This is a genomic window from Thiovibrio sp. Mzg5, assembly GCF_055379285.1.
This window is the reverse complement of the sequence record NZ_AP022872.1, coordinates 2,118,719-2,145,510: the sequence shown is the minus strand read 5'-3', so window position 1 is coordinate 2,145,510 and position 26,792 is coordinate 2,118,719. Positions and strand designations below refer to the sequence as shown.

Genomic DNA, 26,792 nt, shown 5'->3' with positions numbered 1-26,792 from the left:
TGATCAATAATATCCTGAAAGGAGGAGTTATTATGATTGATACCGTGGAGTCAGATCTGAAATTCTTGCGGCAGGAAGTCTCGGACTACGAGGCGAAGTATGGAGCGGTCGTTTTTGGCGACCATGGCACGCCGACGGCAAACAGCAGTTGCACGGATTGTTCCGGCACCTGCGAGGGTACGGTGTCCTGCATTTGCGGCGGCAGCTGTTCAGGCACCTGCCACGGCAGCACAAAGTAAGTCCGCGCCATACACCAGCCCGCAGCTGTTCCATTCCCGGGGGTTCCGCAGCTCTCCAGCCTTGCGCGCCCAAGGCCTTGTTGCGGTCCTCGCTCTCCATTTGCAGAGCAATCCGTTTTGAGCCACAATAAAGAAACCCGCGCCAGAAATGGTTGCGGGTTTCTTTATGCCTTGGTTTTTCAGGAAGCCGACGGTGGTTCTACGGTTTTTTAAGATGCTCGACCTCTCTGCTGTCGCATTTTGGGCAGATATCCATCCTGTCCGGGATCACTCCGGTATCGACGGTGAAGGGCGGAAAGCATTCGCCGCAAAAATAGGTAAGGCATTCCTTGCATTGCATCAGGCTTGCGGGGGATTTTTGGCATTTTATACAGACGGCTTTGATTTCCTGTCCCATAACATCTTCCTCCTGTTTCTGAATTATGGATATGAGTGCGTGGTAACCTCACGCGAATTGAGAGCCTTACGGCAAAGCCTGAAGAATCCGGTCGGCAATCGGCCCATATTCGCCACCCAAATGGTGCCCGCCGCGTAACTCCACCCCAAGGGCATGGCGCCCATCAAGCGCGGTGCAGACCGTTTCCTGCTCCTGGCTGCCATAGAGGCAGAGAATCTTGGGGCCGGTGAGTTTCTTTATCTCCGCGGCCACCGGCCAGGCACCTTTTTTCTCCTCCATGCCGAACCAATCTCCCACGTGGATTTCAAATTCCGCCTCCGTCCCCGGCGTGAGCAGCGCCAGCAGATGGATCTTTTGGGCGAGGGCAGGGGGCAGCCGACTCACCATGAAGGGCAACACCTCGGCCCCGAAGGAATAACCGATCAGCACAAGCCGTTCCGGCTGCCATTTGCCGGTATAATGCGCCAGAATCCGTTCCAGATCGCGGGCAGCCTCTTCGGGGGTGCGGTGGTGCCAAAAATACTGCAAGGCGTTGAGGCCCACCACATTCGCGCCCCGCGCGGCCAGATAATCGGCGAGCTCACGGTCGATGCCTGCCCAGCCCCCATCGCCACTGATCATGACCGCCATGATCTTGCCCGGAGCGGTGGCCGGAACCTCGACCAGCGGCAGATCGGCCACCGATTGCGCCAGCGGCCCGGGGCGCTCGGAGACTGAGGCAATCTGCCGGAAGGCGTCTTTGAATTGGGGCAACCAGTTGCCCTGCACCGAAAAACCATGGCCGACGTTGGGCAGCATGATTGCCCTCGCCTTGCCGGTCTTGTTGACGAAGCCCTGGGCCGTAGCGGAATCGCACACCTGATCAATCTCGCCCTGCAGGGCGATCCAGGGCGGTTGCAGATCTGCCCGCGGCTGGAAAAAGTATTCGTTGCTCTTGCGGCCCGGCTGCCACTTGAGCCCGGCCCCGCCACAGGGTGGGCGCATGAGCGTCAAATCCGGACAAAATCCCAGGCTGATCGCGCCGGCAAAGGTTCCGGCAGGCGCCTGGGCAAGGGTGGCGTATACCAGGGTCGCGCCGGACGAATAGCCAACCAGGGTCGGCGGCAGGTAGCGAGGCAGATTGAGTTTTTTTTGCACATAGTGGCTGAGTTCTTCAAAATCGGCGGCCCAGTAGGTGCATTTTTCCTGGGAGCGACCAGTCTCCTTGAGATAATGGACGATATCGATGCCGACCACCAAGGCATTGAGCCCGGCCAGGGATTTGGCCATGTCGATCACCCCGAGATTCCACCCGCCGTCGCCGGAGACAAACAGCACCACATTGGCCGGGGTTGGCGAATCGCGGTACAGAGTCACCTCCCCGAACCGCCCGAACTTTAGGGTTTCCTCGGCTGCGGCATTTCCGGCCAGGCAGTGGAACAGGAGCAGAAGCGCGAATGCCAGGAGGAGATGTTTCCCTCGATTGCTCGGGCAGAAGCAGGGCATGGATATCCGGTGGGGCGTCTGCTCTTCCTTTGCCTGTGTGTGCATCATCCTCGTTCCCCCTCTTCCGCAACCAGCCTATTTCCGAAAAATTTCTTTGACCCCGCCGGCAATGAGGGTTGCGGTATCCATCAGCGCCCGCGGCAGCTGCAAGCCGCCACGGGTCACCAGATACTTGGGCTCCCATACCGGCGAAAACTTCTCTTTATAGGTCCGGAGACCCTGAAAATTATAAAAATGTTCGCCGTGCCGGTAGATAAAGGCGCCAATCCTGTTCCAGGTGGAGGCCAGGGCCCGTTCCTCAAATCCGGCCAACGGCGCCATGCCGAGATTGAACCATTGATAGCCCTGTGCCTTTCCCCACCCCATGATTTCGACAAAGAGATAATCCATGACCCCGGGAGGGCTGCCGGGAAGATACCGCATCAGGTCGATGGAGAGTTCCTGCCGGTCGCCACCGGGCAGCAGGTTGGCGAAGGCAATGATCTGCTCCCCTTGCCTGACGATGGCCACCGGCAATCTTTGCAAATAGTCCTCTTTGAAAAAACCCAACGAAAATCCTTTTTCCCGCACTTTTTTTTCGTTGAGCCAGGCCTCGGAAATCCGCCGCAAAACCGGCAGGTTCGCTGTGACCTCCGCCGAGGGAAGGACGGTAAAGGTGCACCCTTGTCGGCTCATCTTATGATGCATGTGCCGCACATTCTTGTGCTCCGCGCCCTCAAGAGAAAAATCTCCGAGCATTACCCGGCCTTCTTCGCCGATCTTGATGGGCGTAAGCCCCTGATCGAGATACCAGGAGAGATGGCCGGCATCCACCTCATAGAAAACCGGCTGGCCGCCGTGCGTGTCGCACAGCTCGCGAAAAACCCACAACAGCTCGTGGGTCTCTTCTTCCGGCCCGACCGGATCGCCCATGGCAATCCAAGTGCTCCCCTGGATGCCATACATCAGATAGGCGTTGCCGGTGTTGCTGAAGAGCAGGTATTTGTCGCCCAACAGGGCCAGGTAGGCATAGGTTGCCGGGAAAATTCGGGCAATTGCCTCCGCCGCTGCCAGTTGCGGCAAATCCGGCAACGGCGGCAGACGGCGTGGCGGCTGGACAAGCCGTGCCGCGGCAAAGAGCAACGCCAACGCCAGCGCTCCCACGGTCGCCCGCAAGAAACGGGGGGCGTCGCCATGCAAGGCAAACTGCCACCACATTTCCTGGGAATATTCCACATGCTTGTTGGCGAAAATCCCCAGCCAGATGCTGCTCAAGACGACAATGACCACCGCCCCGAGCCACCTCGGCGACAGCGCTTCGGCAAGGAGGGCGGTCTTGCGGTAAAACTCATCCCGGCAGGCCAGCAACCCCGCCAGCAGGAAGAGGAGCCAGCCAGCCTCCTCATAATCAAAGCCCTTGAGAAGCGAAAAGACCACCCCCGCCCCCAACAGCAACGTCGTCAGATAGAACGCCGCGTCCAGCCGCCTGCGCAGACCGGCAGCCAGCAACAGCAGCCCCATGCCGGTGACGCTGCCAAAAAAATGGGATAATTCAAGGAGCGGCAGGGGTACAAACGGAGCAAGCCCGAGCAGGCGTTCTCTGAGCGCCGGGGTCGCGCCGGAAAAAAGCAACACCGCGCCTCCGGCAAAAACCGCCAGCGCCAGGATGTGGGGGATGCCCAGCGAGATCAACCGGCCGATGCCGCCGGTCAGGCGGGCGATCCGGTTCCGGTGCCGCACGATTTCATAGCCGCCCAGAAGGGCTACCGCTCCGGCAAGCGGCAGCAGATAATAAATCACCCTGAAGAGCAGCAGGGCCCCGGCTGCGGCCGCCGCAGAAATATAGGGGGAAAGAAAGAACAGCATCATCGACTCGAACACCCCGAGCCCGCCGGGAACATTGCTGATCAGCCCCACCAGCAAGGCGGCCAGGAACATGGTGGCAAACAGCCAAAAGGAGAGCCCGGACGAGGCGGGCAGCAGGGCAAACAAGGCTCCGGCGGTTACCAGCAAATCGGCAATGGCCACGGCGAACTGACTGGCAACCAGCGGCGGGGAAGGCATTTCCAGCTGCCACACCCGAAAGACGAGCGGAGTTTTCCGCAACACGCCCAGCAGGGCATACCCCGTGGCCGACAGCAGCAACACCGCGCCCAGAATGCGAACCGACAGAAAATGAACCGCCGTTCCTCCGGGAAAGGCGAGCGGGACAAGGGAGAAAAGCAGCCCTGCCAGACTGGAAAATCCAAGGAGAAAGGTCAGGGTGCTGAAGGCAATGACCTTGCTGACCTCGACCACCGACAGGCCCCAGCCGCCATACAGCCGGTAGCGGATACCGCTGCTGGTGATGAGGGATAAGCTGCCGGTATTGTTGGCAAAGGCGTAGCTGATAAAGGAGACGAAGGCGATCTGGCGCAAGGAAAAATCACGGCCGATGTAACGAAGCGCCAGGGCATCATAGCCGCCGAGCAGGCAATAACTTGCCGCACTGCATGCCAGGGCCGCCACTATGCGGGAGAAGGGAATCTCCCGCAGGGAGAGCAGGATTGCCGGCAGGTGATACTGCCGCAGGGTGTGATGGAGCACGATGATCGCCCCGGCGAAAAGAGCGATCGTGAAAAAAGGCAGCGCCTGCCGCAAAAGCCGGCGGAAATAAGGGAGGGCCATCATAGCTATTTCCTCGCTTTTTTTCCCGGACGGGCGGCTGTCGCAGGCGCGGTGATTCCTGCCAGGCACGGAAGGCCACCCCGTAGAAGGATACCGGCAAATACGCGGAGTCGCGACCAAGCTTCGGGCGGACTTTCGGGGAGAAAATTAGGACATCTCCCCTGGTTTTTGTGGCGCGGCCATGAAGGTTGTGGCCTTGAAAACTTATTTCTCCTGGATAACCGGGCGGCGGTAGCCGCCGGGCAGGCCGCCGGGCGAGAAGACGATCTGCCAGACTTGGTTATTCCGGGCTCGGAAGGAGCCGGCGCAGGCCAGCAGATAGTAACGCCACATCCGCTTGAATTTTTCGTCGTAGCGGGGCGGCAGTTGAGCCCAGTTTTTTTCGCAGTTTTCCCACCAGGCCAGCAGGGTCTTGTCGTAGTCCGGGCCGATGTTGTGCCAGTCTTCCATCACCCAGAGATCCTCGGCTGCCTTGCTGATCTGGGAGATGGAAGGGACCATCGAGTCGGGGAAGATGTAGCGGTCGATCCAGGGATCGACATAGTGGATGCTGCGATTGTTGCCGATGGTGTGCAGCAGGAAGAGGCCGTCGGCGCTGAGCAGCTCGTGGACCTTGTGCATGTATGTCCGGTAGTTTTTGGCGCCGACGTGCTCGAACATGCCGATGGAGACCACCCGGTCGAAACTGCCGCTCAGGGCCCGGTAATCCTGGAGCAGGATCGTGACCGGTAGTTTTTTGCAGTGTTGTTGGGCCAGCTCGGCTTGTTGCCGGGAGACGGTGATGCCGGTGACCGAGACGCTGTAGCGCTCTGCCGCGAACCGGGCCAGTCCGCCCCAGCCGCAGCCGATGTCCAGAAGGGTCATGCCTTGTTTAAGCCCCAGCTTGCGACAGATCAGCTCAAGCTTGTTTTCCTGGGCGGTGTCCAGATCGGTGGCGCCATCCCAAATGGCGCAGCTGTAGATCATCCGTTTGTCCAGCATCCTGGCGTAGAGGTCGTTGCCGATATCGTAATGCACCCGGCCAATATTGAAGGCCCTGCTTTTTCGCTGGAGGTTGAAAAGGCGCGCCTTGACCCAGTCGTTGGCTTCGCAGGTCCAAGCGAGCTGGTCGGGGACATCGGCCCGGAAGATCCGGCAGACCAGATCGTCGAGCATCTCGCACTCCCAGTCACCGGCCATGTATGATTCTCCCAGACCGAGCGAGCCGCGGAGCAACACCTTGGGAAAGAAGCCCTGATTTTTGACCCGGATGTCCCAGGGGTGGTCGCCGTTGATGGAAATGCCGGCTGGAGAGAGGAGGTTATTAACCGCTTTTTCAAATTTCATGGCGAAACCTGGGCGGCTGCGTGGTTCTTGCCTGAAACACCGACAAGTTGTTTTCCCGTGCTATTGTCAGTCTATAGATACCGGCGGGAGGTTGCCAGGAAAAAAATTGGGCGGGGTTACAACCAGCTCAGAACATCTCAGGAAACCATGTGGCGCAATGCCTCGTAGTCGGCCGGGGTGTCCATGTCGAGGAAGATTCCAGTATCCGGCACCGGAACCCGCAGCACCCGTGTTTGGTCTTTTTTGATAATATCGCGCAGGGTGGCGGTGGGGGTCAATTCGGCGAGGATTGCCCGCGGAAAGAGGGTGGGGTGGCCTTGTCGGCCGTTGCAGGTTGGGATGATAATGGATTGCGGCGTGGTCAGATGGGCGGCGCAGAGGGCCTGGGCGGTGGCCGCCGTCACGAGCGGATGATCGACCAGGTGGATCAGCACCCCGGTGCAATTCGGCGGCAGCAGAGCCAGCCCGGCGCGGACCGAGCCGGCCATATCACCTTCCGGATCGCGGTTCCAGGCAATGGTAATGGAAAAAGGGACGATGGCTTCTTGCACCGCTTCGCCTCCAGGGCCGAGGACGACCACGATAGGCCGCGCCGGCGTGGCGAGCAGGGTGTGGAGGCAGTGGTGGATGACCGGCTTGTCAGCTAGCGGCAGCAATTGTTTGCTGGTGCCCATGCGCCTTGAGAGGCCGGCGGCAAGCAACAGCGCTGCGATGTGTGTCTGCATTGGCTCTGCGAACCTGAATCATCTGGGCCACCACACTGACCGCAATCTCCTCCGGCGTTTCCGCGCCGATGTCGATCCCAGCTGGCGAGATGACCCGGTTAATTGCCTGCGGCGTGATCCCCTGTCCTTGTAAAAACTCCTCCATTGCCTTACGTTTGCGTCTGCTGCCCAGCACCGCGATATGGCGGGCCGGGGTGGCCAGTGCCTCTTGCACGGCAAGGAAATCCTGCTGGTGGTCGCTGGTGCAGATGAAGAAGTAGGTGTGGCTGTCGGCGCGGGCCAGGAGTTCCGCCCGGTTGTCCGCTTCGTCGGCAAGGCTCACCAGAAAACCGGCCCGCCCGGCAGCCTCGGCCATGGCCTGGCCCACGTGGCCGTCGCCGATGATGATGCAGTGCGGGGCCGCGACCAGCGGTTCGAGATAGATCGTCACCTCGCCGCCGCAGACCCCGCCGTGCGCCTCGGTGAGGCTGAAAGCCAGGGTGCGGGGGGCATTGGCCCGCAGGGCCTCGCCTGCGGCGGCAATGGTGTCGGCCTCGGTCTTGCCCCCGCCGATGGTGCCGCTGATGCTGCCGTCACCGTAGACCAGCATCTTGGCCCCGGCCTTGCGGGGCGAGGAACCGTGGGTCTCGATCACCGTGGCCAGCACCGCCGGCTGCCGCGCCTTTTTCAGGCGAATGATCTCTTCGTACAGCGCCAATTCATCCATGCCCGCTCCTACTTCTTTTTCTTGCCGGCCTTGGCAGCGGCAGCCGGGGCCTTGGGTGTCGCTGCGGCCAGGTTCAGCGGCAGGGTTCGCAGCCGGGTCTTGGTGGCGGCGAAGAGCGCGTTGGCAATGGCCGGAGCAATGGGCGGCACGCCGGGCTCGCCGATGCCGCCGGGTTTTTCCTGACTCGGCATGATATGCACCTCCACCGTCGGCATCTCGGCCAGCCGCGGCATCGGGTAGTCGTGAAAGTTGCTCTGCTCCACCTGGCCGTTTTTAAAGGTGATGGCGCCGTGGAGCGCTGCGGCCATGCCGAAGTAGATGCCGGATTGCATCTGGGCCACGATGGTGTCCGGGTTGACGGTCTGACCGCAATCCACGGCGCAGACCACCCGCGGCACTTTTATTTTACCGTTCTCCACCGTCACCTCGGCGACCTGAGCCACGATGGAGCCAAAGGATTCATGGATGGCCAGGCCCTGGGCCGTGCCCTTCTCTGGTTTGCCCCAGCCCGCCTTTTCGGCCAGCAGATCGAGGAGTGCGACCTGGCGCGGATGTTCGCTCAAAAGCTGTTTGCGAAAGGCGAGCGGGTCCTGGCCTGCGGCGTTGGCTAATTCGTCGATGAAGCATTCCTTGACAAAGGCGGTGAAGGAGTGGCCCACCGAGCGCCACCACAGCACCGGCACCCCGGCAGGGGCCATCTGGTATTCGACCTGTAGGTTGGGCACTGCGTAACTGAGATCGGCGATCCCCTCCACTGCAGTATTGTCGATGCCATCCTTCATCATCCCCCCTTCGAAGGGAGTGCCCTTGACAATGGACTGGCAGACGATGCACTGTTGCCAGGCAACGGGGAGGTTGTCCTCGCCCAGGGCGGCGCGTACTGTGTGGTAGGCGCGGGGCCGGTAATAGCCGCCGCGGATGTCGTCTTCGCGGGTCCACACCACCTTGACCGGCACCTGCATGGCTTTCGCAATCTGGACCGCCTCGCGGACGAAATGGCTGTCGCCCACGGCCCTGCGGCCGAAGCCGCCGCCGAGGAAGGTGGTGTGCAAGGTGACCTTTTCCGGCGGCAGGCCGGTCACCTCGGCTGCGGCATTGCGGTCCAGGGTCTGCATCTGGGTACCCACCCAGATCTCGCAGCTGTCGGCGCGAACATCGGCCACGCAGTTCAGGGGTTCCATGGGCGCGTGCGCCAGGTAGGGCATCTCATAGATGGCCTCGATCTTCTTGGTCGCCGCGGCGAGCGCGGCCGCGGCATCCCCGCGACTGGCGGCAACCAATCCCGGCTTTTGCGCCAGCGCCTGGTATTCCTTGCCCTGGGTTCCACTGTCGAGCTTGGCAAGCGGGCCCTCGTCCCACAAGGTTTTGAGTGCGTCGCGCCCGAGTTTTGCGGCCCAGAAATTCTCCGCCACCACCGCCACGCCGGAATCCACCACCACCACCTCTTTCACCCCCGGGACCGCCTTGGTCGCCTCGGCGTTGAAGTCCTTGAGCTTGGCACCGAAGACAGGCGGCCTGGCAACGACCGCGGTGAGCAGGTTGGGCCGCTTGACATCGATGCCGAACTCGGCGGTGCCGTTCACCTTGGCCGGGGTATCGATCCGGGGGCGCGGTTTGCCGATGATCTTGAAGCTTGCGGCGGGTTTGAGCGGGACCTGCTGGGGCGGCTGCAGCTTGGCGGCGGCGCCGACCAGCGCGCCGTAGGACAGGGTCTTCTCGCCTTTAGGGTGGATAATCTTGCCGGCCTCAGCCTTGCAGGATTCGGGCGGCACACCCCAGATCTGAGCCGCGGCCTGGATCAGCATGGTGCGGCCTGCGGCCCCAGCGGAACGCAACTGGTCAAAGGTCGAACGGATGCTGGTGCTGCCGCCGGTGCCCTGGAGGTTGCCCCACTGGGTATGGTTGTATTCCGGGGCCACCGGCGCGGCCTCGACCCGAATCTTCTGCCAGTTCACCTCCAACTCCTCGGCGATCAGCATGGGCAAAGAGGTGTAAACCCCCTGGCCCATTTCCGATTTGTTGATAAAGAAGGTGATGGTCTCGTCCGGCGCGATCTGGATGAAGGCATTGGCCTTGAACGGGCCTGTGGCCGGGGGGATGATCTCTTTTTTCTGGCAACCGGGGAGGTAGAAGCCGAGCACCAGGCCGGTGCCGAGCAGCGCCCCGTTTTTGCAGAAATCACGACGGCTGCAATTGAATATCTGGCTCATGGCTTTCCTCCTTTGGCCGAGGCCTTGGCGGCGCGATGGATGGCGGTGCGGATGCGCGGGTAGGTGCCGCAGCGGCAGATACCGGTCATTTCCTTGTCGATGTCGGCGTCGACCGGTTCCGGGAACTTGGCCAGAAAGGCGGCGGCCTGCATGATTTGGCCGGGCTGGCAGTAGCCGCACTGCACCACCTCTTCGGCCACCCAGGCGGCCTTCACCGGATGATTCTCCGGCAGGCCCTCGATGGTGGTGATCTTCTTGCCCACCGCTTCTTGCACCGGCACCTGGCAGGAGCGCACCGCCTCGTCGTTGATATGCACGGTGCAGGCCCCGCATTCGCCGATACCGCAACTGTACTTGGTGCCGGTGAGCTGAAGCTGATCGCGCAGCACCCAGAGCAGCGGCGTTTCGGGCGCGGCGTCCACCTCAAAGGTCTTGTTGTTGACGGTGAGTGTGATCATGGCAATCCCCTCGGGAGGTTGAAGGAAGTGAACAGGTGTCGAGCAGGGGTGATGAACGGCATCGGTTCCGTGACTGCGGAACATGCGTATCATGACCAGATTACGTGGGGCAAAATTCCCTGTCAAGAGGGGAGATGGGAAAAGATGCGCGAAAAAAAATAAGGACCTCTATTTTATTTCTGGGGACACCATACTTAATTATTTTTTCAAAAAGAGAAATGAAGCAGGATATGTTCCTCTGAATTGGTCATTTGCTAGAGAGACTTGCTCGCAACGTTCTGGACTGCTCCATCTCTGCTTACTCTTTCCAAACAGCCCTCATTTCTCCGGTCAATGGTCTTTCGGCAATGGCGGTTGTTCTGCCGCGGTCTCCAAGCCATTCGCGACTTCCTGGATGATTCCCATGCGGAGATAGATGGGCCGCACTTTTTCCCTGATCTGCGGGAGGTATCGGGCAAAAAAGGCAGCCCCGATGAGGCAGCCGACGCTACCGAGCAGCAAGGTGTCGCGCGGGCCGAGAATGCCGGCCATGGCACCGGCCCCGAGACTGCCGAACGGCGCCACCCCGATGAAGGCCATGGTGAAAAAGCTCATTACCCGGCCGCGTTTGTCTTCGTCCAAAATCGTTTGTAGCACCGTGTTGCAGGAAGCGACCAGGGTCATGCCCCCAAATCCTGCCACGGCCAAGGTGGCCAGCGAGAGGAGGAAATTGTTGGACAAGGCAAAGGTGGCGATGCCGACCGCGAAAAGGATCGTCGCCCGCACAATCACCCGGCCGAGTCCGCGGACGCTCCGGCGGGAGGCGAGATAGAGCGTGCCGATCAGGGCGCCGCTGCCTGCGGCAGTCATGAGAAAGCCGAAGGTGTGCGCGCCGCCGTGCAGGATATCCTTGGCAAAGACCGGCACCAGCACGGAATAGGGCATCCCCATGAGGCTGACCAGGGCAAGCAGGAACAGGATGCTTCGGATCGGGCCGAACCGGTACGCGTAGAGAAAGCCTTCCTGGAGTTCATGCAGGATAGGGCGTCTGGCAGGGCGGGGATTGGCAGCGGGCGGGAGGCGCATGGCTGCAAGGGCGATAATGACCGCCAGGTAGCTGAGGGCGTTGAGGATAAAACAGAGCCCTTCTCCCACCGAGGCGATGAGCAAGCCGGCGATGGCCGGGCCGATGAGCCGGGCGCCGTTGACCAGGGAGGAGTTGAGGGCAATGGCGTTGCCCAGGTCTTCCCGATGGTCGACCATCTCGACGACAAAGGATTGACGGATCGGGATGTCAAAGGCATTGACCACGCCCAGGATCAGGCTCAGCAGGATGATCTGCCAGACCTGCACCACCCCGGTGAGCACGACCAGGGCAAGCAGGCCCGCCTGCAGCATGGCCAGAGACTGGGTCGCCAGCAGAAGACGACGCCGGTCCCAGCGGTCGGCGAGCACCCCGGCCACAGGGGAGATGAAGAGGGTCGGAATCTGGCTGGTGAAACCAACAACCCCCAGCAGCATGGCAGAACCGGTAAGGCGGTATACAAGCCAGCTCATGGCCACGTACTGCATCCAGGTCCCGACCAGGGACACGCCTTGCCCCGCGAGGAAGAGGCGGTAGTTTCGGGAGCGGAGCGCGCGTAAAAGATGCCGGAGGGGCGTCCCTTGTATTGCCTTTTCTTCGGTTGCACCCATGGAAATGTTCCTTATTTTTTGCATCATAATACAGTGCTAAGCCCCCGCAGGGGCCAGCAAAAGGTAGCCGATTCTCCGGTTATCGGCTTGGGTAAATTTCCTCAGCCACTTTTCAGAGAGATTGGGCTGAGTCATCTCTTGGCCAATCGCGTTGCGTTAACAGAGCCCCCCAAAAATGAGCATCACGTCTGACATATCAGGAGATTCCTGATATGTCAGGCAATCGGCTTCCGGCAAAGTATTCATCCCCTCTCGCATTATTCACTTAATTTCCCATTATTCTAGCATAGTGGGAGCTTATGTCCTGGCAACAATATGCCTGGCACACATTCTGCTATTCAAGATGAGGAGCAAACACCAAGGCATGTTTCCTTGCGATGCGATCGGTGCGTCAAAGATGCGGCACATATGGTGGTCGAGCGGTGTGATCCCCATAATTCTCTTCGAAATTCTAAGGGAGGAATACCATGAAATCCGGCACAAAGGACCAGGCGGAAGGCACGTTTCATCAACTGAAGGGGAAGGTCAAGGAGATCGCCGGGAAGCTCAGCGATAATCCAAAGTTGGCAGATGAAGGTACCGGTGAAAAGATCGCCGGCAAGGTGCAGGAAAAAATCGGTCAGATCAAGAAGGTTTTCGAGAAATAGTACGCCCCGCTTGCCACACACCGGCGGCTCCTTGCCCTCCGGTCGCGGGTGCGCAGAATACCCCACAACAACAAAAAAAGGAGAACGTGTCATGAAAACACTATTAAAACTGGCAGCAGTAGTTCTGTTGGCGTTGAGCGTGCCAATGCCCGCATTTTCCCAGATGAGGGATATGCCCATGCGGCAGCAGGGGGGAGGACCTGGCCCGATGATGATGGGAATGGGCAATATGGACATGATGGGTGAGATGATGGGGATGTGCCTCATTCAGGCAGAGAAAATGGGGCTCACCGATGACCAGATCATGAAAATGAAGCCTGGACACAGCGAAATGCAAAAAAAGCAGGCCCGATTCAAAGCGGACCTGAAGATTGCCGAGATCGAACTGCGGGATATCATGGAAGTGAAAGATTTTGACCTCGAGAAGGCCAGCGCGGCAGTGAGAAAAATTGGCGAGATAAAAGTAGCCCATCATTTGGAAATGTTAAAAGCCATGAAAGAGATGCGGGCTATCGTTACGGACGAACAGTTTAAGAACATGAAAAAGATGATGCCCATGCAGATGGGTGCGAAGAAACCGGCAAAGATGATGATGAAGAAATAATAATCAAGACAAGAAGGAGATTTCATGAAAGCAATACATTCTCTAGCTATGCTGGTGGCAGCGGTGGCGCTGCTGGTGCTTAACACGCCGGTGCAGGCTGAAAATATGGACAGCCGCATCGAATCATCCGCCAGGCAGTCGTATGTGTTCAAAACCTACCTTCAGAACGATGATATCAAAATCGAGTCCAAGGAGGGCGCCGTCACCTTGACCGGGATGGTCGCTGAAAATTTTCACAAATCATTAGCCCAGGAGACCGTCGCGGGCCTCCCCGGGGTCAAGAGCGTGGACAACAGGCTGGAAGTTAAAGGCGCATTTCCCACCGCAAATTCCGATGCGTGGCTCCGGGAAAAAGTGAGAGTAACGCTCTTGTTTCATCGCAGCGTGAGCGCCGCCACAACCGAGGTGGATGTTAAAGACGGCATCGTGACCCTGCGCGGCGAGGCTGCCAGTCAGGCGCAAAAGGAATTGACGACGGAATACGCCAAGGATGTGGAAGGGATCAAAGAAGTAAATAATGAGATGAGCGTGGCAAAGACTCCGAAGAAAGGGCGAACGGTAGGCGAGAAGATTGATGACGCTTCCATCACCGCCCAGGTCAAGATGACCTTGTTATCCCACCACTCGACCAGTGCCATTAATACCAAGGTCGAAACGAAGCATGGCAAGGTCACCTTGTATGGCAAGGCCCGCAACGCAGCGGAAATGAACCTGGCCACCAAACTCGCCAGCGACGTCAATGGGGTGACTGCGGTAAAGAACCGGATGGTCATCGAGTAGTCTGAGCCTAAGGCCCAAACAAAGTGTGTGGGCGGGGTAGCTCAGGTTGCCCCGCCTTGCCTCCTGCGCTGGTTTGAAAAGAAGGGGCTCTAAGCAGCACGTCTGAGCCAACCCGGGTCTGGCGGGTTCTCCGCCAGACCATTTCGTCCTCTGCATGGTCCTCTTTCCATCTTTGCGGTCTTCCTTGCCCCTGTTCGCCTCGGCCAGAATCAGAAGAAACTATAGAGCAGGATTGCGTTCAACGCCGCAATGAACACGGCAATCCCCCACAGCATCCATTTTTCCATGCCGGTGTTCCGGTGGATGCCCATGACCCGCTCGGACGAGGTGAGGGCGATGAGGCCAAAAACCGTCCACGGCAACTGAATACTGAGGGCCACCTGGCTCCAGATCAACCCCTGGAAGGGATTGGTCAGGAACAGGATGGCCAGGGTGGCAAGGCCGATGGAGAGCACGATCCCCACTCGGGAGTGACTGTCGGCCACATCCAGGGGTTCGCCGAAATATCCGGCAAAGATGCTGCCGCCTGCGAGAGCGGAGGAGATGGAGGAGGAGAACCCGGCGAAGAGCAAGGCGGTGGCAAAAATCAGGGCCGCACTGTTGCCGAGCAGGGGGCGTAAGGTTTCTTCCGCCTGGGCAAGCTCAGTTACCACGGTGTGGCCGGAGAAGAAAACCGCGGCGGCCATGATGACCATGGCGCTGTTGATCGCCCAGCCGGCAAGCATGGCGGCGATGGTGTCGATATATTCATAGCGCAGGTGCTTTTTGATGCTTTCGGCATCGCCCAGATGCAGCTGGCGGCTTTGGATAATTTCCGAATGCAGGAAGATGTTGTGCGGCATGACCACCGCCCCGATCACGGCCATGATGATCATGATGGAACCAGGGGGTACGCAGGGGACAAAAAGGCTCCTTGCCGTGGTTGGCCAGTTGACCTCGGCCAGGAAAAGCTCATAGATGAAGGAGAGGCCGATGAGCGAGACAAAGCCGATGATGTAGCGCTCGATGGCGCGGTAGCCTTTGCCCAGCACCACCGCCACCACGACAATGGCGGTGAGGATGGTCCCTAGGGGAACAGGGATTTTAAAAAGCATATTGAGCCCGATGGCCGCGCCGAGCAACTCCGCCAAAGAGGTGGAGATGGAGGCCAGCATGGCGCTGCCGAGCAAGAATGCGCTCCAGCGTTTGGTGCTGAATTTGGCCACGGCCTCCGAGAGGCAGAGGCCAGTAACAATCCCGAGATGGGCCGCGTTGTGCTGGACCAGGATGAGGATAAGGGTCGAGAGGGTTATCACCCAGAGGAGGCTGTAACCGAACTGAGAGCCAGCCGCCACATTGGTCGCCCAGTTTCCCGGATCGATGAAGCCAATGGTGACGATGAACCCTGGGCCGATGTACTTGAGGATCTCAAGGCCGCCGAGCTTGGGCCGGTGGCCGGAAAAGAATCGGTGCAGAAAGGTGTTCATCAGCCGCATGCCGTCATCGCAGTACTGTTTGGATGTCTGTGTCTGGCCGTGGTCAGCCGCCCTGCCTGTTCAGCTTGCTGTGGTGGATGGAGTACGAGAAATAAACGATAACTCCGATCACCAGCCAGACCGCGAAGCGCACCCAGGTAACCCAGGGCAAAAAGGCCATGAGTCCCGAGCAGGAAAAGGCGCCGAGCAGCGGAAACACCGGATTGAGCGGGTTCTTGAAGGGGCGGTGCAGGTGGGGCTGTCTGATGCGCAGGACGATCACCCCCAGGCAGACCAGGACAAAGGCGGCCAGGGTGCCGATGTTGACCAGTTCGGCCAGCTCGCCCAAGGGGATGAACCCGGCGATTAGGGAGATGATCAGGCCGCAGAGGCCGATGACCCGCACCGGGGTCTTGGTTTTGGGGTGGACCTCCGCAAAGAACGGCGAGAGCAACCCGTCCCGGGACATGGCGAAGAAGACCCGGGTCAGCCCGTAATAGAGGACAAGCATCACGGTGGTCAATCCGGCGATGACCCCGGTGGCTACCAGGGCCGAGGCCCAGTTGATCCCGATCAGTTGGAGGGAGTGGGCCACGGGCGAGGGCACGTTCAGCTGGGTATACGGCACAATCCCGGTGAGTAACCCGGCGACCACGATGTAGATGGCGGTGCAGAAGATCAGGGAAAAGAGGATACCGAAGGGCACGTCGCGCTGCGGGTTTTTTGCCTCCTCGGCGGCGGTGGAAACCGCGTCAAAACCCACATAGGCGAAGAAAACCATGGCCGCGCCGGCCAGCACTCCCACTGGTTTGCCCTCCGGGCTGGTGCCGCTCCAGCCAAAGGGCATGAACGGGCTCCAGTTTTCCGGGTTGACATGGAATATGGCTACGCCGATGAAAACCGAAATGGTCAGCAGCTTGACAAAGACCATGACCATGTTGGTGCGGGCGCTTTCCCGCATGCCCAGCATGAGCAGGACCATGAGGATCAGGACGATGCCTGCGGCAGGCAGGTTGATGATCCCGCCCACGGAAGGCGCTTTGGTCAGGGCATCCGGCAGGGCTATGCCCATGGCGGTGAGGGCGTTGTTGAAATATCCGGCCCAGCCTGTGGCCACGGCGGCGGTGGCCACCCCGTATTCCAGGATCAGATCCCAGCCGATGATCCAGGCGATCAGCTCGCCGAAGGCCACGTAACTGTACCCGTAGGCGCTGCCGCAGCCGCCCACGGCAGAGGCGAGTTCGGCATAGGCCAGGGCCGCAAAGGCGCAGGCGATTCCGGCGATGACAAAGGACAACACCACCGCAGGTCCGGCCTGGGTGGCGGCGGCGATGCCGGTGAGTACGAAAATACCGGTGCCGATGATCGCTCCGATCCCCAACAGTGTGAGATCAAAGGCGGTGAGGCATTTGTGGAGGCCGGTATGCTCTAAATCGTCCGGGGTGGTGGTCTTGGTGCGGAAAATTTTCATGGCCTTCCTTTCGTGCCTGGATTGCGTTGCCTGGCCGCAGGCGGGATCCGTCTAAGCTGTAAGGGGCTTACCAACCCCAGAGGTCGTCGCGCTTGACCCAGCCGGTGAGGCCGGACTCATGCTTCACTTGGACCCAGCCTTTCTTGTGTTTGATGGTCCGCAGAACCACGCCACGGTTGGCGTTGCCCACGACGCGCTGTTTTTCTCCTGGATCATTCTGGATGAGGGTTTTTTTGTCTTTGACAATCATGTAGGGCGCCTTGCCAACCTGTTTTTTATAGATCCAGCCCCCGTCGTCTTCGAAATCAGTCACCTTGAGCCAGCTGCCCTGGCTGCTGACCACCTTGAGCGGGTAGCCCACGCCCAATTCCCACTTGGTCGGGTATTTTTCTCCAGGCCCGGAACGCATCTTCGCCTTGGCGCGGCTGACGCTCACCATTTCCGCGTGGGCCGCCGAGGCGAAAATTAACAGGAATATAAGTCCGAGGCAGAGTCGCCGGATCATGGGAAAACCTCCAGGTGCTGGGTGATATATTACGGTTTACTGGGTGGGGACAACCCCCGGTCCGGGACGGCCAAAGGAATGCCGCCTATTTCCAGGGAGATGGCGTCGAATTTGCAGGCCTTGTTCATGCAGGCCAGGCAGGTGATGCACTCCGGGTTATCGGGGGATTCATTGAATTTGACCCCCATGGGGCAGACATGGTGGCAGGCCTTGCAGTTGGTGCATTTGGCTTCGTCGAGATGCAGCTTGATCAGCCGGATCTTGCTGAACAGCGCGTAAAAAGCGCCCAAGGGGCAGGCGGTCCGGCAGAAAGGCCGACTGGAAAAGACAGCCCAGGTCAGAAAAAGGATCATGATCACGAATTTATTGAGAAAAAGCAGGCCGATGGTGTTGCGGAGGTTGGGCTGGAGCAAGAGCATTGGCAGGCCTGCTTCCAAAGTGCCGGCCGGGCAGACGAACTTGCAGAACCAGGGGCTGCCGGTGCCGAATTCATCAACGAGCACCAGCGGCAGCACAACAACAAAGAGAAGCAGGAATATGTATTTGCCATAGGAGAGCAGGCGCGGAATCCCGAATTTCTTGCTGGGGATCTTGTGCAGGAGTTCCTGGATAAAGCCGAAGGGGCAGGCCCAGCCGCAGATCAGCCTGCCGAACAGCCCGCCGAGCACGCCGATGGAGCCGAGCACCGAAAGGCCGAAATAATGCTGGCCGTTTTCCAGAGCAAAGCGCAACCCGCCCAGCAGCTGCTGGAGCGAACCCATGGGGCAATAGGTGGTGGCCGCCGGGCAGGAGTAGCAGTTCAGGCCGGGCGCGCAGAGCACCTTGAGGGGGCCCTGATAGATGGTTCTGGTAAAGGGAAAGGACCAGGAGCTGTTCATGAGAAAACCGAGGATCACTTGGACCCATTTGCGGGCGGTTTCCATCTCAGCCTATCCCTATGCAGCTCAGGCAGACCTGAAGAGCCTGTTCCAGCACTCGGGCCGGTTCCCCGGTGGCGACGCCGATCATCCAGAGGAAAAGAAAGGCGGGGATCACCACAAAGGGGGCTTTGCGGAGGGGTCTTTTGTTGCGGGGCTCGCGGGCGATCTGGCTCATGGTTGTGTCATCCGGAATTATTTTAGGCGAGGCGGGCTTGGACAGCGGCGGTTTTATCGCCCAACTTCACATCCTGGTCGCGGCGCTCGTCAAGTACCAGCTGGGTCACAACCCGCTGCACTCCATGGGCAAAGGGCAAGGCGTGCAGCCGGGCGGCCAGTCCAAGAAGTTCCTGGGGCTCACCCTCGATGATGGTCCCCATGTCGGTCAGTGTATGGGGGACTCCTTCCTTCTGCAACGCCTGCTCTATCTCGGCCACGTATTGGCCCACGCTGGGGGTTTTGGTGCCGAGGGGGATGATGGTCAGCTGCATGATCGCCATGGTTCTTTCCGTAACAGGTTTTGCAATCGCACAAAAGAAGAAAATAACGCAGAGGCGCAATGGGCGCAAAGTAAAAAGGCTTTACTCGTGCTCTTTGTCCTGGAAACTCTCGATCTGCGCGGAGAGTTCCTCGTCCAGCGTGTCCGGATTTTCGGAATTGTAGTAAAGGATATTTTTCAGATGATAAAAGCTGTCCAGATCCATCTCGTAAAAATGCAGGGCCAGCCCATCCTCTTCCACCCGCACCACCGTGCCCTTCATTTTCAGGCTCAGATGGCTGGTTGAACCCACCAGCCGCAGAGAGACCAGGCAGTTTTCGCCGATCTTGTGTCCGGTAACGCCAAGCACGAAGACCCCCTTGAGGCTCAGGTCCGCAGTCTCACACTCGGCATGGCTTCGATCCGGAAAGTCCAGACCGATGATGACCTGGAACGGTACCCTGCTGTTTTTGCGCTTGTTCTTCATGGTTGAATCCTCTTGTCCTGTGGCGTGGGTTGCCTGCTCTAGGCAGCGATCCTATTCCGGCATGAAGAGAAACCCTTCCCGTTCGAGAAGCCGGCTGATGTTCAGCAGTTGCAGCTCCTGGTCCTCCCCGAGTCGGGCTGGGCCGACAATGTCGCCATTTTTTGCCAGGGTCAGCAAGAGCAAAGGGGTCGCTTCCTGTTCAAGGCTCCGGCAGAGAATCACCCCGTGCCAGTTTCCGTTGCTTACCACCACCAGCATGGTCGCCTCTTCATCGGGGATGTCGGTGAGGCCAATGCCCCGTGGGATCATGAGGGGAAGGATCAGTTTTTTCAGCTTGCCGTTTTTGAGCAGGGCCAGGGGTCCTTTCATCTGGCCGGCCAGGCCGCGGAACCAGCCCCCCAAGTCCTTCAAGGGGATCTGGCTGCTTTGGATATATTTTTTTCTTTTTTTGGGAGAAAGCGGTTTGATGAGGGCGATGTGTTCTTCGGCAATGGCCAGGGAGAGCTTGCCGATGGTGAGGGAGCGGATCATGGCCCCAGGCTGGATCGGCAGGGGTTTCGCCGCTGCCGTTTTTGGGGCGGCCTGTCCGGGAACCCTGGCCGCAGGGGTTGGCTCGGCTATGGTTTGGACCAGGTCCGGAGTGGCATCCTCCAGGGAAACCGGAGCTTCCCACGATTCTAAGTCAATAGATGACTCTGCCGCATGCCCAGCCGGCTTGAGAGCTGCGCCCTTTTCCGCAGCCACCTTTTCCTTGAGCTTGGTGAATTTGCCGTACACCCTTTTGAATACCTCGGCATCCCTGTCCGGGTCGAACTTGCCGTCCTCATACATATTGACCACATGGGCCATGGTTTCCTTGAGGAAATCGATGAACTCGGGGGGAATCTGATCCTGTCGTTTCTGGGCGTAAAGGAGAACGCTGTCTGCCATGGTCAGAATGGCCAGGGTGTTTTTCCTGGTGTTGAAGCGGTTTTTCAGGCAGGTGAAGGCCGCCTGCAGGGGCTCAATTTTTCTTGGCGACAGGCTCCAGTCCTGGGAAAGGATCTCTGTTTTCAGTTTTTGAATGGATTCGTCGAGGGAAAGAATCACCGGCAATACTCCACAGCCATTGGCTTTATAAAAGGAAGAAGAGCAGCGTCCGTGCAGACAGTGAGGTGTCGCTCTTGCTCGTATAATTTTGTCCAGCCCTGTCAGAGGGCGGCATGATCTTTTCTGGTCAAGCTGGGCCAATGGCCTATTGTGACTGGAAATTTTGTAGGGTACTATAGCAGAAATTTCTGCGGTTTGGCAACAGGCAGTTGCGTGACAGCAGTTCCGTGGCGCCTTGGTTAAAAAAATCCCCGAATGGCCGGGCAAGGAAATACGACGCATGGTTGAGAATACGCTCTCTTTTTTTGTCGCCCTGTTCGGGGCTCTGGTCGGTAGTTTTCTCAACGTGGTCATTGTCCGCCTGCCCGAAGAAGGCGGTTCCGTCGTTTTTCCACCCTCCCATTGCCCGGTCTGCAAAAAAGGTATTGCCTGGTACGATAACATCCCCCTGGTGAGCTTCCTCCTGCTGCGCGGCAAGTGCCGGCAGTGCCAAGTGCGGATTTCCTGGCGCTATCCCCTGGTCGAGGGAGCCATGGCGCTCCTGTCCCTGGCGCTGTACCAGCACTTTGGCCTTACCCTGCTCTTTCCCATCTATTTTATCTTTTGCGCAGCCCTGCTTGCGGTCATCTTCATCGATTTTCAGCACCAGATCATTCCCGATGTGATCAGCCTGCCCGGCGTTGTCCTCGGGTTTGCCCTTTCCTTTGTCAATCCCTTCGTGACCTGGCAGGACGCCGGGTTGGGGATTCTCTTCGGGGGGGGGAGTTTTTATCTGGTCGCCCTGACCTACTACCTGCTTACCAAGCGGGAGGGCATGGGCGGCGGCGACATCAAGCTGCTGGCCATGATCGGCGCTTTTCTGGGCTGGCAGTCCCTGCCCTTTGTGGTGTTCGGCAGTTCGGTGATGGGGGTGGTGGCGGGCGTCTGGGCCATGATCGAACAGCGCAAGGGCGGCAAGACCGTCATCCCCTATGGCCCCTTCCTCGCCATGGCGGCTCTGCTCTATCTCTTTTTCCGGCAGGAGATCCTTCTGCTGTTTGTCCGGTTTGTGCTCCACCGCTGATCTCCGCTGTCTTCCCACCTTCCTGTTCCCTGTCCGCGGTCAATGGCCGCTCTCGTGTTCTCCTGTGCAGACCTCCCCACCTTTACCGAATCTTTACCGCCATTAACAGCACCTTTACTGACACTTGCTGTATGCTAATATAAATAATGATGAAGAAATAAGGTCAGCCTTGGGTGACATGAGCCCTTGGCGTGCTTGTAGGCTCGTCCGCAGAATCCCTGACAGCGATGGGAATACGGGAAGGGAAAAAATAAAAACACGAATCAACGCGCAGTCAGGAATAAACCCCCCAATGAGTTGAGATAGTCCCCGTTGGGATAAGAGCAACAAATGTAATTTCACAACAAGGAGGATGCATGCAGCTTCTGAAATCCAGACAACAAGTCGTTACGCTTCTTGCAGCAGGAGTGGGCGGAGTGGCGATTCTGGTCTTCCTGCTGGTCGGTCCGCCACGCCTCCTGGCCAAATCGGAATCCCCGGCATTTTGTGCCAGTTGCCATGTTATGGAGGAACAGCACACAGCTTGGAGTCACGCCGGAGCCCACCGGAGAATCCGTTGCGTGGATTGCCATCTGCCCAACGGTGGTCCCATTGGCCACTACTTCTGGAAGTCCATTGATGGCATGAAAGATGTCCTGTTCTTTAACTCAGGCCAGGTTCCCGAAAGAATCATCCTGAGCAGCCACGGGATACAGGTGGTGCAGAAAAACTGTCTCCGCTGTCATGAAGAAACCGTGTCCCGCATGGACACCACCCGGAAATGCTGGAACTGTCACCGCCAATTACAACACCGATTGACCGGAACCATTTAATCGATCAAGGGAGGAGAGAAAACAATGAAGAAGACCACAAAGAGGATACAACAAAGCGCGGTGCTGGCATTGATGGCGACCCTGGCGTTTGGCGCGGGATGCGCCCCGGAAAAACCAAGACCGATCAAGACCGTGGAAATTGCCGATGGCGTGATCGACCCTGCCCAGTGGGGCAAGGCCTGGCCGGTGGAATACGATATGTGGAAAAAGACCGGCGAGCCAACGCCGGTCGGCAAAAGCAAGTATAAAAAGGGCAATGACGGCGGCGTGGCCTATGATAAGATTTCGGAATTTCCCTTCCTGGCCCTGCTCTTTAACGGCTGGGGTTTTGGCGTTGAGTACAACGAACCCCGGGGGCATCTCAACATGCGGAAGGATCAATCCCTGGTCGATCCTTCCCGAGTCAAGGCCGGCGGTGTTTGTCTGACCTGCAAAACCCCTTATGCTGCGCAACTCGAGCAGAAAATGGGCAAGGACTATTATGCCAAGCCCTACGATGTGGTATTGGCTGAGATCCCCAAGGAGCATCAGGACCTCGGTGTCTCCTGCATCGATTGCCACGACAACAAGGATATGTCCCTCAAGCTTTCCCGTGCCTTCACCCTGGGCAAAGCCTTGAAAACCATGGGCGTGGATGAGACCAAGCTGACCCAGCAGGACAAACGCTCCCTGGTCTGCGCCCAGTGCCATGTGACCTACAACATCCCCAAAGACGCTGACATGAAATCCGTGGATGTCTTCTTCCCTTGGGATGAAAGCAAGTGGGGCAATATCACCATAGAAAACATCATCAAGAAGATTCGCAGCAACCCGGCCAACGGCGAATGGAAACAGAGCGTCACCGGTTTCAAGATGGGCTTTATCCGCCATCCTGAGTTCGAGATGTTCTCCAACAACAGTGTTCACTGGCAGGCTGGCGTTTCCTGCGCTGACTGCCATATGCCGTATACCAAGGTGGGCAGCCAGAAGGCCTCGGACCATCGGGTCATGAGCCCGTTGAAAAATGAGATGAAGGCGTGTCAGCAATGCCACACCGAGACCCCGGAATGGCTGAAAGAGCAGGTCTTTGCCATCCAGGATCGGGCAGCCTCCATCTTTATCCGCTCCGGGTATGCCACGGCCACGGTGGCCAAACTCTTTGAGATGACCCATAAGGCGCAGGCCGAAGGCAAGGAAATCAACAAGGATCTGTACGCCCAGGCCAAGGATCATTATGAAGAGGCCTTTTACCGGGTGATCTTCTTCGGGGCCGAGAATTCCGTCGGTTTCCATAATCCAACCGAGGCCATGCGGATTCTCGGTGATGCCGCCCTCCACGCCGGACAGGCGGAAGCCCTGCTCCGACAGGGGTTGGCTGCTGCGGGCATTGCCGTGCCAGTCAAGATCGATCTGGAACTGCCAAAATATCTAAACAACCGTGGCGCGAAGAAGCTCATGTTCGTGCCGGAACAGGAGTTGAAGGATCCCTTCGCCGCTAAATAAGTGCCGACCTATTCCCGGCACGGGATTTCCCCGTGCCGGGAATTTTTCTATCTCCTTCGTTTACGCCCCATGGTATCCGGGGCTTTTTTTATGGCGGACTTGCTTCAAGCACGGTGGTATCGGATTGCTTGTCCGCAAGCACATAATGCCCACCCGTGTATCTTCGCCTCTGCCAACCTTCCCTCCTCCCCCCTGCGGCCAAAGGCCGACCTCGTGGTTTTTCCCGCGGACCTCCCACATTTACCGAATCTTTACCGCCATTAACAACACCTTTACGGGCAGTTGCCATAAGATGGATACGAGGATGAAGGCGAGGGCGGAAAATTCTGGCCTCCAGGCAAGCATCTCGGTGGTGCGCGGAAACAAAATGAAGACGAGGAGGGACCATGAACCGATTGATCGTACTGATAGGATTGTGTCTGCTGATGCAGCCGCAGGCGGTGCTTGGGGCGGCAAGGAAACATGTGGCCACGCAGGAAAGCCAGGAATGCGCTGAGTGCCATGTCGACCAGGGAACTGCCTGGTTCAACGGCAAACATGGGTTGATGGGGGTTAAGTGTATCGTCTGTCACGGCACAACGGACAAAAATTTTGCGGCCCGGCCTGGACTGGTGAGCTGCCGTGGCTGCCATGCCGAACAGGTGACCCAGGCACAAAAGAGCAAAGGAAAAGAGGGAAAAAGCTGCTTCCCCTGCCATGACCCGCATGCCTTGACGGTACAGAGTGGGGCGGCCAAGCCATATCACGCACAGGGAGGCAAATAGCCATGAAGCTGACACGAAGAGAACTGATGAAATATTCGGCAGCCCTGGCCGCCGCTTCGGCCATCGGCCTTGATCTGCCCCTGCCCACGGGCGTGCTGGCGGCGGCCGGGGAGCCGGACCGGTGGGTGAAGGGCGTCTGCCGCTATTGCGGGGCAGGCTGCGGCGTTTATACCGGGGTCAAGGGCGGCAAGGTCGTGGCGGTGAAGGGCGACAAGGACAATTGGAACAAGGGGTTCCTCTGCCTCAAGGGCAATTTTCTCCCCGCCATCCTCTATGCCCCCGACCGTTTGCAACACCCCCTGTTGCGCAAGGGCAACAAATTCGTCCGCATCTCCTGGGACGAGGCCATGGGTGTCATGGTCGATAAATTCCATGATGCCATCCGCAAGAACGGCCCCAATTCGGTGGCCTTCTACGGCTCGGGCCAGGCCTACACCGAGGAGTCCTATGTGGTCAACAAGTTGTTCAAGGGGGGTTTGGGCACCAACAACATCGACGGCAACCCCAGGCTGTGCATGGCCTCCGCCGCGGTGGGCTACGTCTCGACCTTTGGCAAGGACGAGCCCATGGGCGCCTACGACGACATCAACCATGCCGACTGTTTTTTCATCATCGGCTCCAACATGGCCGAGGCCCATCCGGTCATCTTCCGGCTGGTGAACGAGCGGAAACAAAAGGGCAAGGATGTGAAGATCATCATGGCCGATCCGAGAAAGACCTTGTCTGCCCGGATCGCGGACCTGCACATGAGCTTCACCCCCGGCACCGACCTGGCGATTTTGAACGCCATGGCCCACGTGATCATCAAGGAAAAGCTGCACAACAAGGAATTTGTCGATAAGCACACGATTTTCAAAACCATGGTCGATCCGGGCCCGCCGCCCAAGATCTCCAAGGTGACCTGGGACGACTATGTCAAGTTCCTCGATGACTACACCCCGGAGGCGGCGGAGAAAATCTCCGGTTGTCCGGCTGCGGAGATCGTCAAGGCGGCGCGCTGGTTTGCGACCTCCAAGGCGACCATGAGTTTCTGGTGCATGGGGTTAAACCAGCGGACCCGCGGGGTCTGGGCCAATAACATGGTGCACAACCTGCATCTGCTCACCGGCCAGATCTGCCGGCCCGGCGCCACCACCTTTTCCCTCACCGGCCAGCCCAATGCCTGCGGCGGCGTGCGCGACGGCGGCCTGCTGAGCCACCTGCTGCCCTATGGCCGCGCGGTGGCCAACGACAAGGACCGGGAGGAGATGGAGAAGTTCTGGGGTGTGCCCGCCGGGAGAATCCAGCCCAAGCCGGGCCTCACCGCCATGGAGATGTTCCAGGCGGTGAACAGCGGCGCCACCCGCTGCCTGTGGGTCGCCTGCACCAACCCCGGCCAGAGCCTGCCCAACGTGGACCTCTACAGGAAAGGCATGGCTGCGGAGGATTCCTTTCTGGTGGTTTCCGAGACCTACCACCCGACCCGAACCTCGGAGCTTGCCGATCTGGTGCTGCCCGCCGCCCTCTGGGTGGAAAAGGACGGCACCTACGGCCAGTCCGAGCGGCGCTACCAGTACGTGGAAAAGGCGGTGAATCCGCCGGGGGAGGCGCGGCCCGATCTCATGGTGATGATCGATTTCGCCAACCGACTTTTGGCGAAGATGGGCCGGGGGGACGAGGCGAAGAGGCTCTTTGCCTACAAAAATTCCGAGGAGGTCTGGAACGAGATCCGCCTCTGCTCCAAGGGCACGGCCTACGACTTCATGGGCATGACCCGGGCCCGGATGAAAAAGGAGCACGGCCTGCAATGGCCCTGCCCCACCGAATCCCATCCCGGCACGGTCCGCCGCTACACCTCGGAATACGACGTGCTGGTCAAACAACAGGATCCCAAGGCCGAGGGCATTTCGTTCTACAGCGCCAAGGCGGACAACAATCGGGTGACCATCTGGCTCCGACCCCACAAGGGTCCGGCCGAGCCGCCCGATGCCGAATACCCCTTCGTTTTGACCACCGGTCGCCAGATCGAGCATTGGCACACCGGGACCATGACCCTCAAGGTGCCGGAGCTGAAACGTTCGGCCCCGGACGCCTATGTGGAGATCAATCCCCGGGATGCCGCCAAGGTGGGGGTCAAGAACAAGGACAAGGTCAAGGTGACCTCCCGCCGGGGCTCCATTGTCCTGGAGGCCAAGGTGGTCGATGTGCCGCGGGACGGGCTGGTCTTCATGCCCATGCATTACCCGGAGCGGATGATCAATTCGTTGACCACCGATGCCTTCGATGCCATGTCCAAGCAGCCGGAATTTAAGATATGCGCTGTAAAAATTGAAAAAGCGTAGTAACCGTCCAGCAGCACCGTATCTGCTGAACAGTTACCTTTCTTGGAGTAAA

General features: G+C 58.9%; 26 protein-coding genes. 9 read left to right on the top strand and 17 right to left on the bottom strand.

Features of this window, described 5'->3' with window-relative positions; translation table 11 throughout:
• The first annotated feature begins 32 nt into the window (after positions 1 to 32).
• Positions 33 to 239 carry a hypothetical protein gene (locus ACZ46D_RS09860; protein WP_464927269.1) on the top strand — a complete coding sequence of 69 codons (207 nt, stop codon included), beginning with the start codon at positions 33 to 35 and terminating at the stop codon, positions 237 to 239.
• A 199-nt stretch (positions 240 to 438) separates the two neighbouring features.
• Here the strand turns inward: ACZ46D_RS09860 and ACZ46D_RS09855 are convergent, their stop codons facing one another.
• The 9 genes from ACZ46D_RS09855 to ACZ46D_RS09815 form a co-directional block, all read right to left on the bottom strand.
• A complete protein-coding gene (locus tag ACZ46D_RS09855) occupies positions 439 to 636 on the bottom strand; it encodes a hypothetical protein (RefSeq protein ID WP_464927268.1) in 198 nt (65 codons plus the stop codon).
• A 66-nt stretch (positions 637 to 702) separates the two neighbouring features.
• Positions 703 to 2,169, bottom strand: a complete 1,467-nt coding sequence (locus tag ACZ46D_RS09850) for a virulence factor family protein (protein ID WP_464927267.1) — start codon at positions 2,167 to 2,169, stop codon at positions 703 to 705.
• Positions 2,170 to 2,196: 27 nt separating this feature from the next.
• Entirely contained in the window at positions 2,197 to 4,770 is a 2,574-nt protein-coding gene (gene mprF / locus ACZ46D_RS09845; protein ID WP_464927266.1) for a bifunctional lysylphosphatidylglycerol flippase/synthetase MprF, read from the bottom strand.
• A gap of 201 nt (positions 4,771 to 4,971) precedes the next feature.
• Positions 4,972 to 6,093 (bottom strand): cyclopropane fatty acyl phospholipid synthase, encoded by a 1,122-nt coding sequence (cfa, locus tag ACZ46D_RS09840; protein ID WP_464927265.1) that lies wholly within the window; start codon positions 6,091 to 6,093, stop codon positions 4,972 to 4,974.
• Positions 6,094 to 6,230: 137 nt separating this feature from the next.
• Positions 6,231 to 6,749: a nucleotidyltransferase family protein gene (locus tag ACZ46D_RS09835; protein WP_464927264.1), complete on the bottom strand. Its 519-nt coding sequence runs from the start codon at positions 6,747 to 6,749 to the stop codon at positions 6,231 to 6,233.
• A complete protein-coding gene (locus tag ACZ46D_RS09830; protein ID WP_464927263.1) occupies positions 6,733 to 7,524 on the bottom strand; it encodes an XdhC family protein in 792 nt (263 codons plus the stop codon). The genes ACZ46D_RS09835 and ACZ46D_RS09830 overlap by 17 nt, the downstream gene beginning before the upstream one ends.
• Positions 7,525 to 7,532: 8 nt before the next feature.
• Positions 7,533 to 9,734 (bottom strand): xanthine dehydrogenase family protein molybdopterin-binding subunit, encoded by a 2,202-nt coding sequence (locus tag ACZ46D_RS09825; RefSeq protein WP_464927262.1) that lies wholly within the window; start codon positions 9,732 to 9,734, stop codon positions 7,533 to 7,535.
• On the bottom strand, positions 9,731 to 10,192 hold the full coding sequence (locus ACZ46D_RS09820; protein ID WP_464927261.1) for a (2Fe-2S)-binding protein: 462 nt from the start codon (positions 10,190 to 10,192) through the stop codon (positions 9,731 to 9,733). The genes ACZ46D_RS09825 and ACZ46D_RS09820 overlap by 4 nt, the downstream gene beginning before the upstream one ends.
• Before the next feature lie 330 nt (positions 10,193 to 10,522).
• The gene (locus ACZ46D_RS09815; protein WP_464927260.1) at positions 10,523 to 11,866 is read right to left on the bottom strand and encodes an MFS transporter; all 1,344 of its coding nucleotides are present in this window, start codon (positions 11,864 to 11,866) and stop codon (positions 10,523 to 10,525) included.
• 467 nt (positions 11,867 to 12,333) lie between these two features.
• On the opposite strand from ACZ46D_RS09815, the gene ACZ46D_RS09810 reads away from it, so the two are divergent.
• The 3 genes from ACZ46D_RS09810 to ACZ46D_RS09800 all read left to right on the top strand — a co-directional run bounded on the left by ACZ46D_RS09810 (position 12,334) and on the right by ACZ46D_RS09800 (position 13,897).
• Positions 12,334 to 12,513 (top strand): CsbD family protein, encoded by a 180-nt coding sequence (locus ACZ46D_RS09810; RefSeq protein ID WP_423123137.1) that lies wholly within the window; start codon positions 12,334 to 12,336, stop codon positions 12,511 to 12,513.
• 91 nt (positions 12,514 to 12,604) lie between these two features.
• On the top strand, positions 12,605 to 13,117 hold the full coding sequence (locus ACZ46D_RS09805) for a Spy/CpxP family protein refolding chaperone (protein WP_464927259.1): 513 nt from the start codon (positions 12,605 to 12,607) through the stop codon (positions 13,115 to 13,117).
• Between the two features lie 24 nt (positions 13,118 to 13,141).
• Complete coding sequence (locus ACZ46D_RS09800) at positions 13,142 to 13,897, top strand: BON domain-containing protein (protein WP_464927258.1); 756 nt, start codon at positions 13,142 to 13,144, stop codon at positions 13,895 to 13,897.
• Positions 13,898 to 14,106: 209 nt separating this feature from the next.
• On the opposite strand, the gene ACZ46D_RS09795 is transcribed toward ACZ46D_RS09800, so the two are convergent.
• The 8 genes from ACZ46D_RS09795 to ACZ46D_RS09760 all read right to left on the bottom strand — a co-directional run bounded on the left by ACZ46D_RS09795 (position 14,107) and on the right by ACZ46D_RS09760 (position 20,298).
• Complete coding sequence (locus ACZ46D_RS09795; protein ID WP_464927257.1) at positions 14,107 to 15,372, bottom strand: Nramp family divalent metal transporter; 1,266 nt, start codon at positions 15,370 to 15,372, stop codon at positions 14,107 to 14,109.
• Between the two features lie 43 nt (positions 15,373 to 15,415).
• Positions 15,416 to 16,822, bottom strand: a complete 1,407-nt coding sequence (locus ACZ46D_RS09790; RefSeq protein WP_464927256.1) for an amino acid permease — start codon at positions 16,820 to 16,822, stop codon at positions 15,416 to 15,418.
• Positions 16,823 to 16,889: 67 nt separating this feature from the next.
• Positions 16,890 to 17,327 (bottom strand): SH3 domain-containing protein, encoded by a 438-nt coding sequence (locus ACZ46D_RS09785; protein WP_464927255.1) that lies wholly within the window; start codon positions 17,325 to 17,327, stop codon positions 16,890 to 16,892.
• Positions 17,328 to 17,356: 29 nt separating this feature from the next.
• Positions 17,357 to 18,250, bottom strand: a complete 894-nt coding sequence (locus ACZ46D_RS09780) for a 4Fe-4S binding protein (protein WP_464927254.1) — start codon at positions 18,248 to 18,250, stop codon at positions 17,357 to 17,359.
• A 1-nt stretch (position 18,251) separates the two neighbouring features.
• Positions 18,252 to 18,422: a CD1871A family CXXC motif-containing protein gene (locus ACZ46D_RS09775; RefSeq protein WP_464927253.1), complete on the bottom strand. Its 171-nt coding sequence runs from the start codon at positions 18,420 to 18,422 to the stop codon at positions 18,252 to 18,254.
• A 22-nt stretch (positions 18,423 to 18,444) separates the two neighbouring features.
• Positions 18,445 to 18,744 carry an MTH1187 family thiamine-binding protein gene (locus ACZ46D_RS09770; protein ID WP_464927252.1) on the bottom strand — a complete coding sequence of 100 codons (300 nt, stop codon included), beginning with the start codon at positions 18,742 to 18,744 and terminating at the stop codon, positions 18,445 to 18,447.
• An 81-nt stretch (positions 18,745 to 18,825) separates the two neighbouring features.
• A complete protein-coding gene (locus ACZ46D_RS09765; protein ID WP_464927251.1) occupies positions 18,826 to 19,209 on the bottom strand; it encodes a PilZ domain-containing protein in 384 nt (127 codons plus the stop codon).
• Positions 19,210 to 19,260: 51 nt separating this feature from the next.
• Complete coding sequence (locus ACZ46D_RS09760) at positions 19,261 to 20,298, bottom strand: hypothetical protein (protein ID WP_464927250.1); 1,038 nt, start codon at positions 20,296 to 20,298, stop codon at positions 19,261 to 19,263.
• Positions 20,299 to 20,578: 280 nt separating this feature from the next.
• Between ACZ46D_RS09760 and ACZ46D_RS09755 the strand changes: the two genes are divergently transcribed.
• The 5 genes from ACZ46D_RS09755 to ACZ46D_RS09735 all read left to right on the top strand — a co-directional run bounded on the left by ACZ46D_RS09755 (position 20,579) and on the right by ACZ46D_RS09735 (position 26,740).
• Positions 20,579 to 21,361, top strand: coding sequence for a prepilin peptidase (locus ACZ46D_RS09755; protein ID WP_464927249.1), 783 nt, complete (start codon positions 20,579 to 20,581; stop codon positions 21,359 to 21,361).
• 356 nt (positions 21,362 to 21,717) lie between these two features.
• Positions 21,718 to 22,173 carry a cytochrome c nitrite reductase small subunit gene (nrfH, locus tag ACZ46D_RS09750; RefSeq protein ID WP_464927248.1) on the top strand — a complete coding sequence of 152 codons (456 nt, stop codon included), beginning with the start codon at positions 21,718 to 21,720 and terminating at the stop codon, positions 22,171 to 22,173.
• 24 nt (positions 22,174 to 22,197) lie between these two features.
• Positions 22,198 to 23,655 carry an ammonia-forming cytochrome c nitrite reductase subunit c552 gene (locus ACZ46D_RS09745; RefSeq protein ID WP_464927247.1) on the top strand — a complete coding sequence of 486 codons (1,458 nt, stop codon included), beginning with the start codon at positions 22,198 to 22,200 and terminating at the stop codon, positions 23,653 to 23,655.
• A 386-nt stretch (positions 23,656 to 24,041) separates the two neighbouring features.
• Entirely contained in the window at positions 24,042 to 24,419 is a 378-nt protein-coding gene (locus tag ACZ46D_RS09740; protein ID WP_464927246.1) for a multiheme c-type cytochrome, read from the top strand.
• Positions 24,420 to 24,421: 2 nt separating this feature from the next.
• Entirely contained in the window at positions 24,422 to 26,740 is a 2,319-nt protein-coding gene (locus tag ACZ46D_RS09735; RefSeq protein WP_464927245.1) for a molybdopterin oxidoreductase family protein, read from the top strand.
• The last annotated feature ends 52 nt before the right edge of the window (positions 26,741 to 26,792 follow it).

Excerpts from the sequence above, each read along its gene's own strand:
- ACZ46D_RS09755 (WP_464927249.1), top strand. The coding sequence starts at position 20,579 with ATGGTTGAGAATACGCTCTCTTTTTTTGTCGCCCTGTTCGGGGCTCTG.
- ACZ46D_RS09770 (WP_464927252.1), bottom strand. The coding sequence starts at position 18,744 with ATGGCGATCATGCAGCTGACCATCATCCCCCTCGGCACCAAAACCCCC.
- ACZ46D_RS09825 (WP_464927262.1), bottom strand. The coding sequence starts at position 9,734 with ATGAGCCAGATATTCAATTGCAGCCGTCGTGATTTCTGCAAAAACGGG.
- ACZ46D_RS09775 (WP_464927253.1), bottom strand. The coding sequence starts at position 18,422 with ATGAGCCAGATCGCCCGCGAGCCCCGCAACAAAAGACCCCTCCGCAAA.
- ACZ46D_RS09810 (WP_423123137.1), top strand. The coding sequence starts at position 12,334 with ATGAAATCCGGCACAAAGGACCAGGCGGAAGGCACGTTTCATCAACTG.
- ACZ46D_RS09780 (WP_464927254.1), bottom strand. The coding sequence starts at position 18,250 with ATGGAAACCGCCCGCAAATGGGTCCAAGTGATCCTCGGTTTTCTCATG.
- ACZ46D_RS09765 (WP_464927251.1), bottom strand. The coding sequence starts at position 19,209 with ATGAAGAACAAGCGCAAAAACAGCAGGGTACCGTTCCAGGTCATCATC.
- ACZ46D_RS09735 (WP_464927245.1), top strand. The coding sequence starts at position 24,422 with ATGAAGCTGACACGAAGAGAACTGATGAAATATTCGGCAGCCCTGGCC.
- ACZ46D_RS09785 (WP_464927255.1), bottom strand. The coding sequence starts at position 17,327 with ATGATCCGGCGACTCTGCCTCGGACTTATATTCCTGTTAATTTTCGCC.
- ACZ46D_RS09790 (WP_464927256.1), bottom strand. The coding sequence starts at position 16,822 with ATGAAAATTTTCCGCACCAAGACCACCACCCCGGACGATTTAGAGCAT.
- ACZ46D_RS09740 (WP_464927246.1), top strand. The coding sequence starts at position 24,042 with ATGAACCGATTGATCGTACTGATAGGATTGTGTCTGCTGATGCAGCCG.
- ACZ46D_RS09745 (WP_464927247.1), top strand. The coding sequence starts at position 22,198 with ATGAAGAAGACCACAAAGAGGATACAACAAAGCGCGGTGCTGGCATTG.
- nrfH (WP_464927248.1), top strand. The coding sequence starts at position 21,718 with ATGCAGCTTCTGAAATCCAGACAACAAGTCGTTACGCTTCTTGCAGCA.
- ACZ46D_RS09830 (WP_464927263.1), bottom strand. The coding sequence starts at position 7,524 with ATGGATGAATTGGCGCTGTACGAAGAGATCATTCGCCTGAAAAAGGCG.
- ACZ46D_RS09805 (WP_464927259.1), top strand. The coding sequence starts at position 12,605 with ATGAAAACACTATTAAAACTGGCAGCAGTAGTTCTGTTGGCGTTGAGC.
- ACZ46D_RS09820 (WP_464927261.1), bottom strand. The coding sequence starts at position 10,192 with ATGATCACACTCACCGTCAACAACAAGACCTTTGAGGTGGACGCCGCG.
- ACZ46D_RS09815 (WP_464927260.1), bottom strand. The coding sequence starts at position 11,866 with ATGGGTGCAACCGAAGAAAAGGCAATACAAGGGACGCCCCTCCGGCAT.
- ACZ46D_RS09850 (WP_464927267.1), bottom strand. The coding sequence starts at position 2,169 with ATGATGCACACACAGGCAAAGGAAGAGCAGACGCCCCACCGGATATCC.
- mprF (WP_464927266.1), bottom strand. The coding sequence starts at position 4,770 with ATGATGGCCCTCCCTTATTTCCGCCGGCTTTTGCGGCAGGCGCTGCCT.
- ACZ46D_RS09855 (WP_464927268.1), bottom strand. The coding sequence starts at position 636 with ATGGGACAGGAAATCAAAGCCGTCTGTATAAAATGCCAAAAATCCCCC.
- cfa (WP_464927265.1), bottom strand. The coding sequence starts at position 6,093 with ATGAAATTTGAAAAAGCGGTTAATAACCTCCTCTCTCCAGCCGGCATT.
- ACZ46D_RS09860 (WP_464927269.1), top strand. The coding sequence starts at position 33 with ATGATTGATACCGTGGAGTCAGATCTGAAATTCTTGCGGCAGGAAGTC.
- ACZ46D_RS09795 (WP_464927257.1), bottom strand. The coding sequence starts at position 15,372 with ATGCGGCTGATGAACACCTTTCTGCACCGATTCTTTTCCGGCCACCGG.
- ACZ46D_RS09800 (WP_464927258.1), top strand. The coding sequence starts at position 13,142 with ATGAAAGCAATACATTCTCTAGCTATGCTGGTGGCAGCGGTGGCGCTG.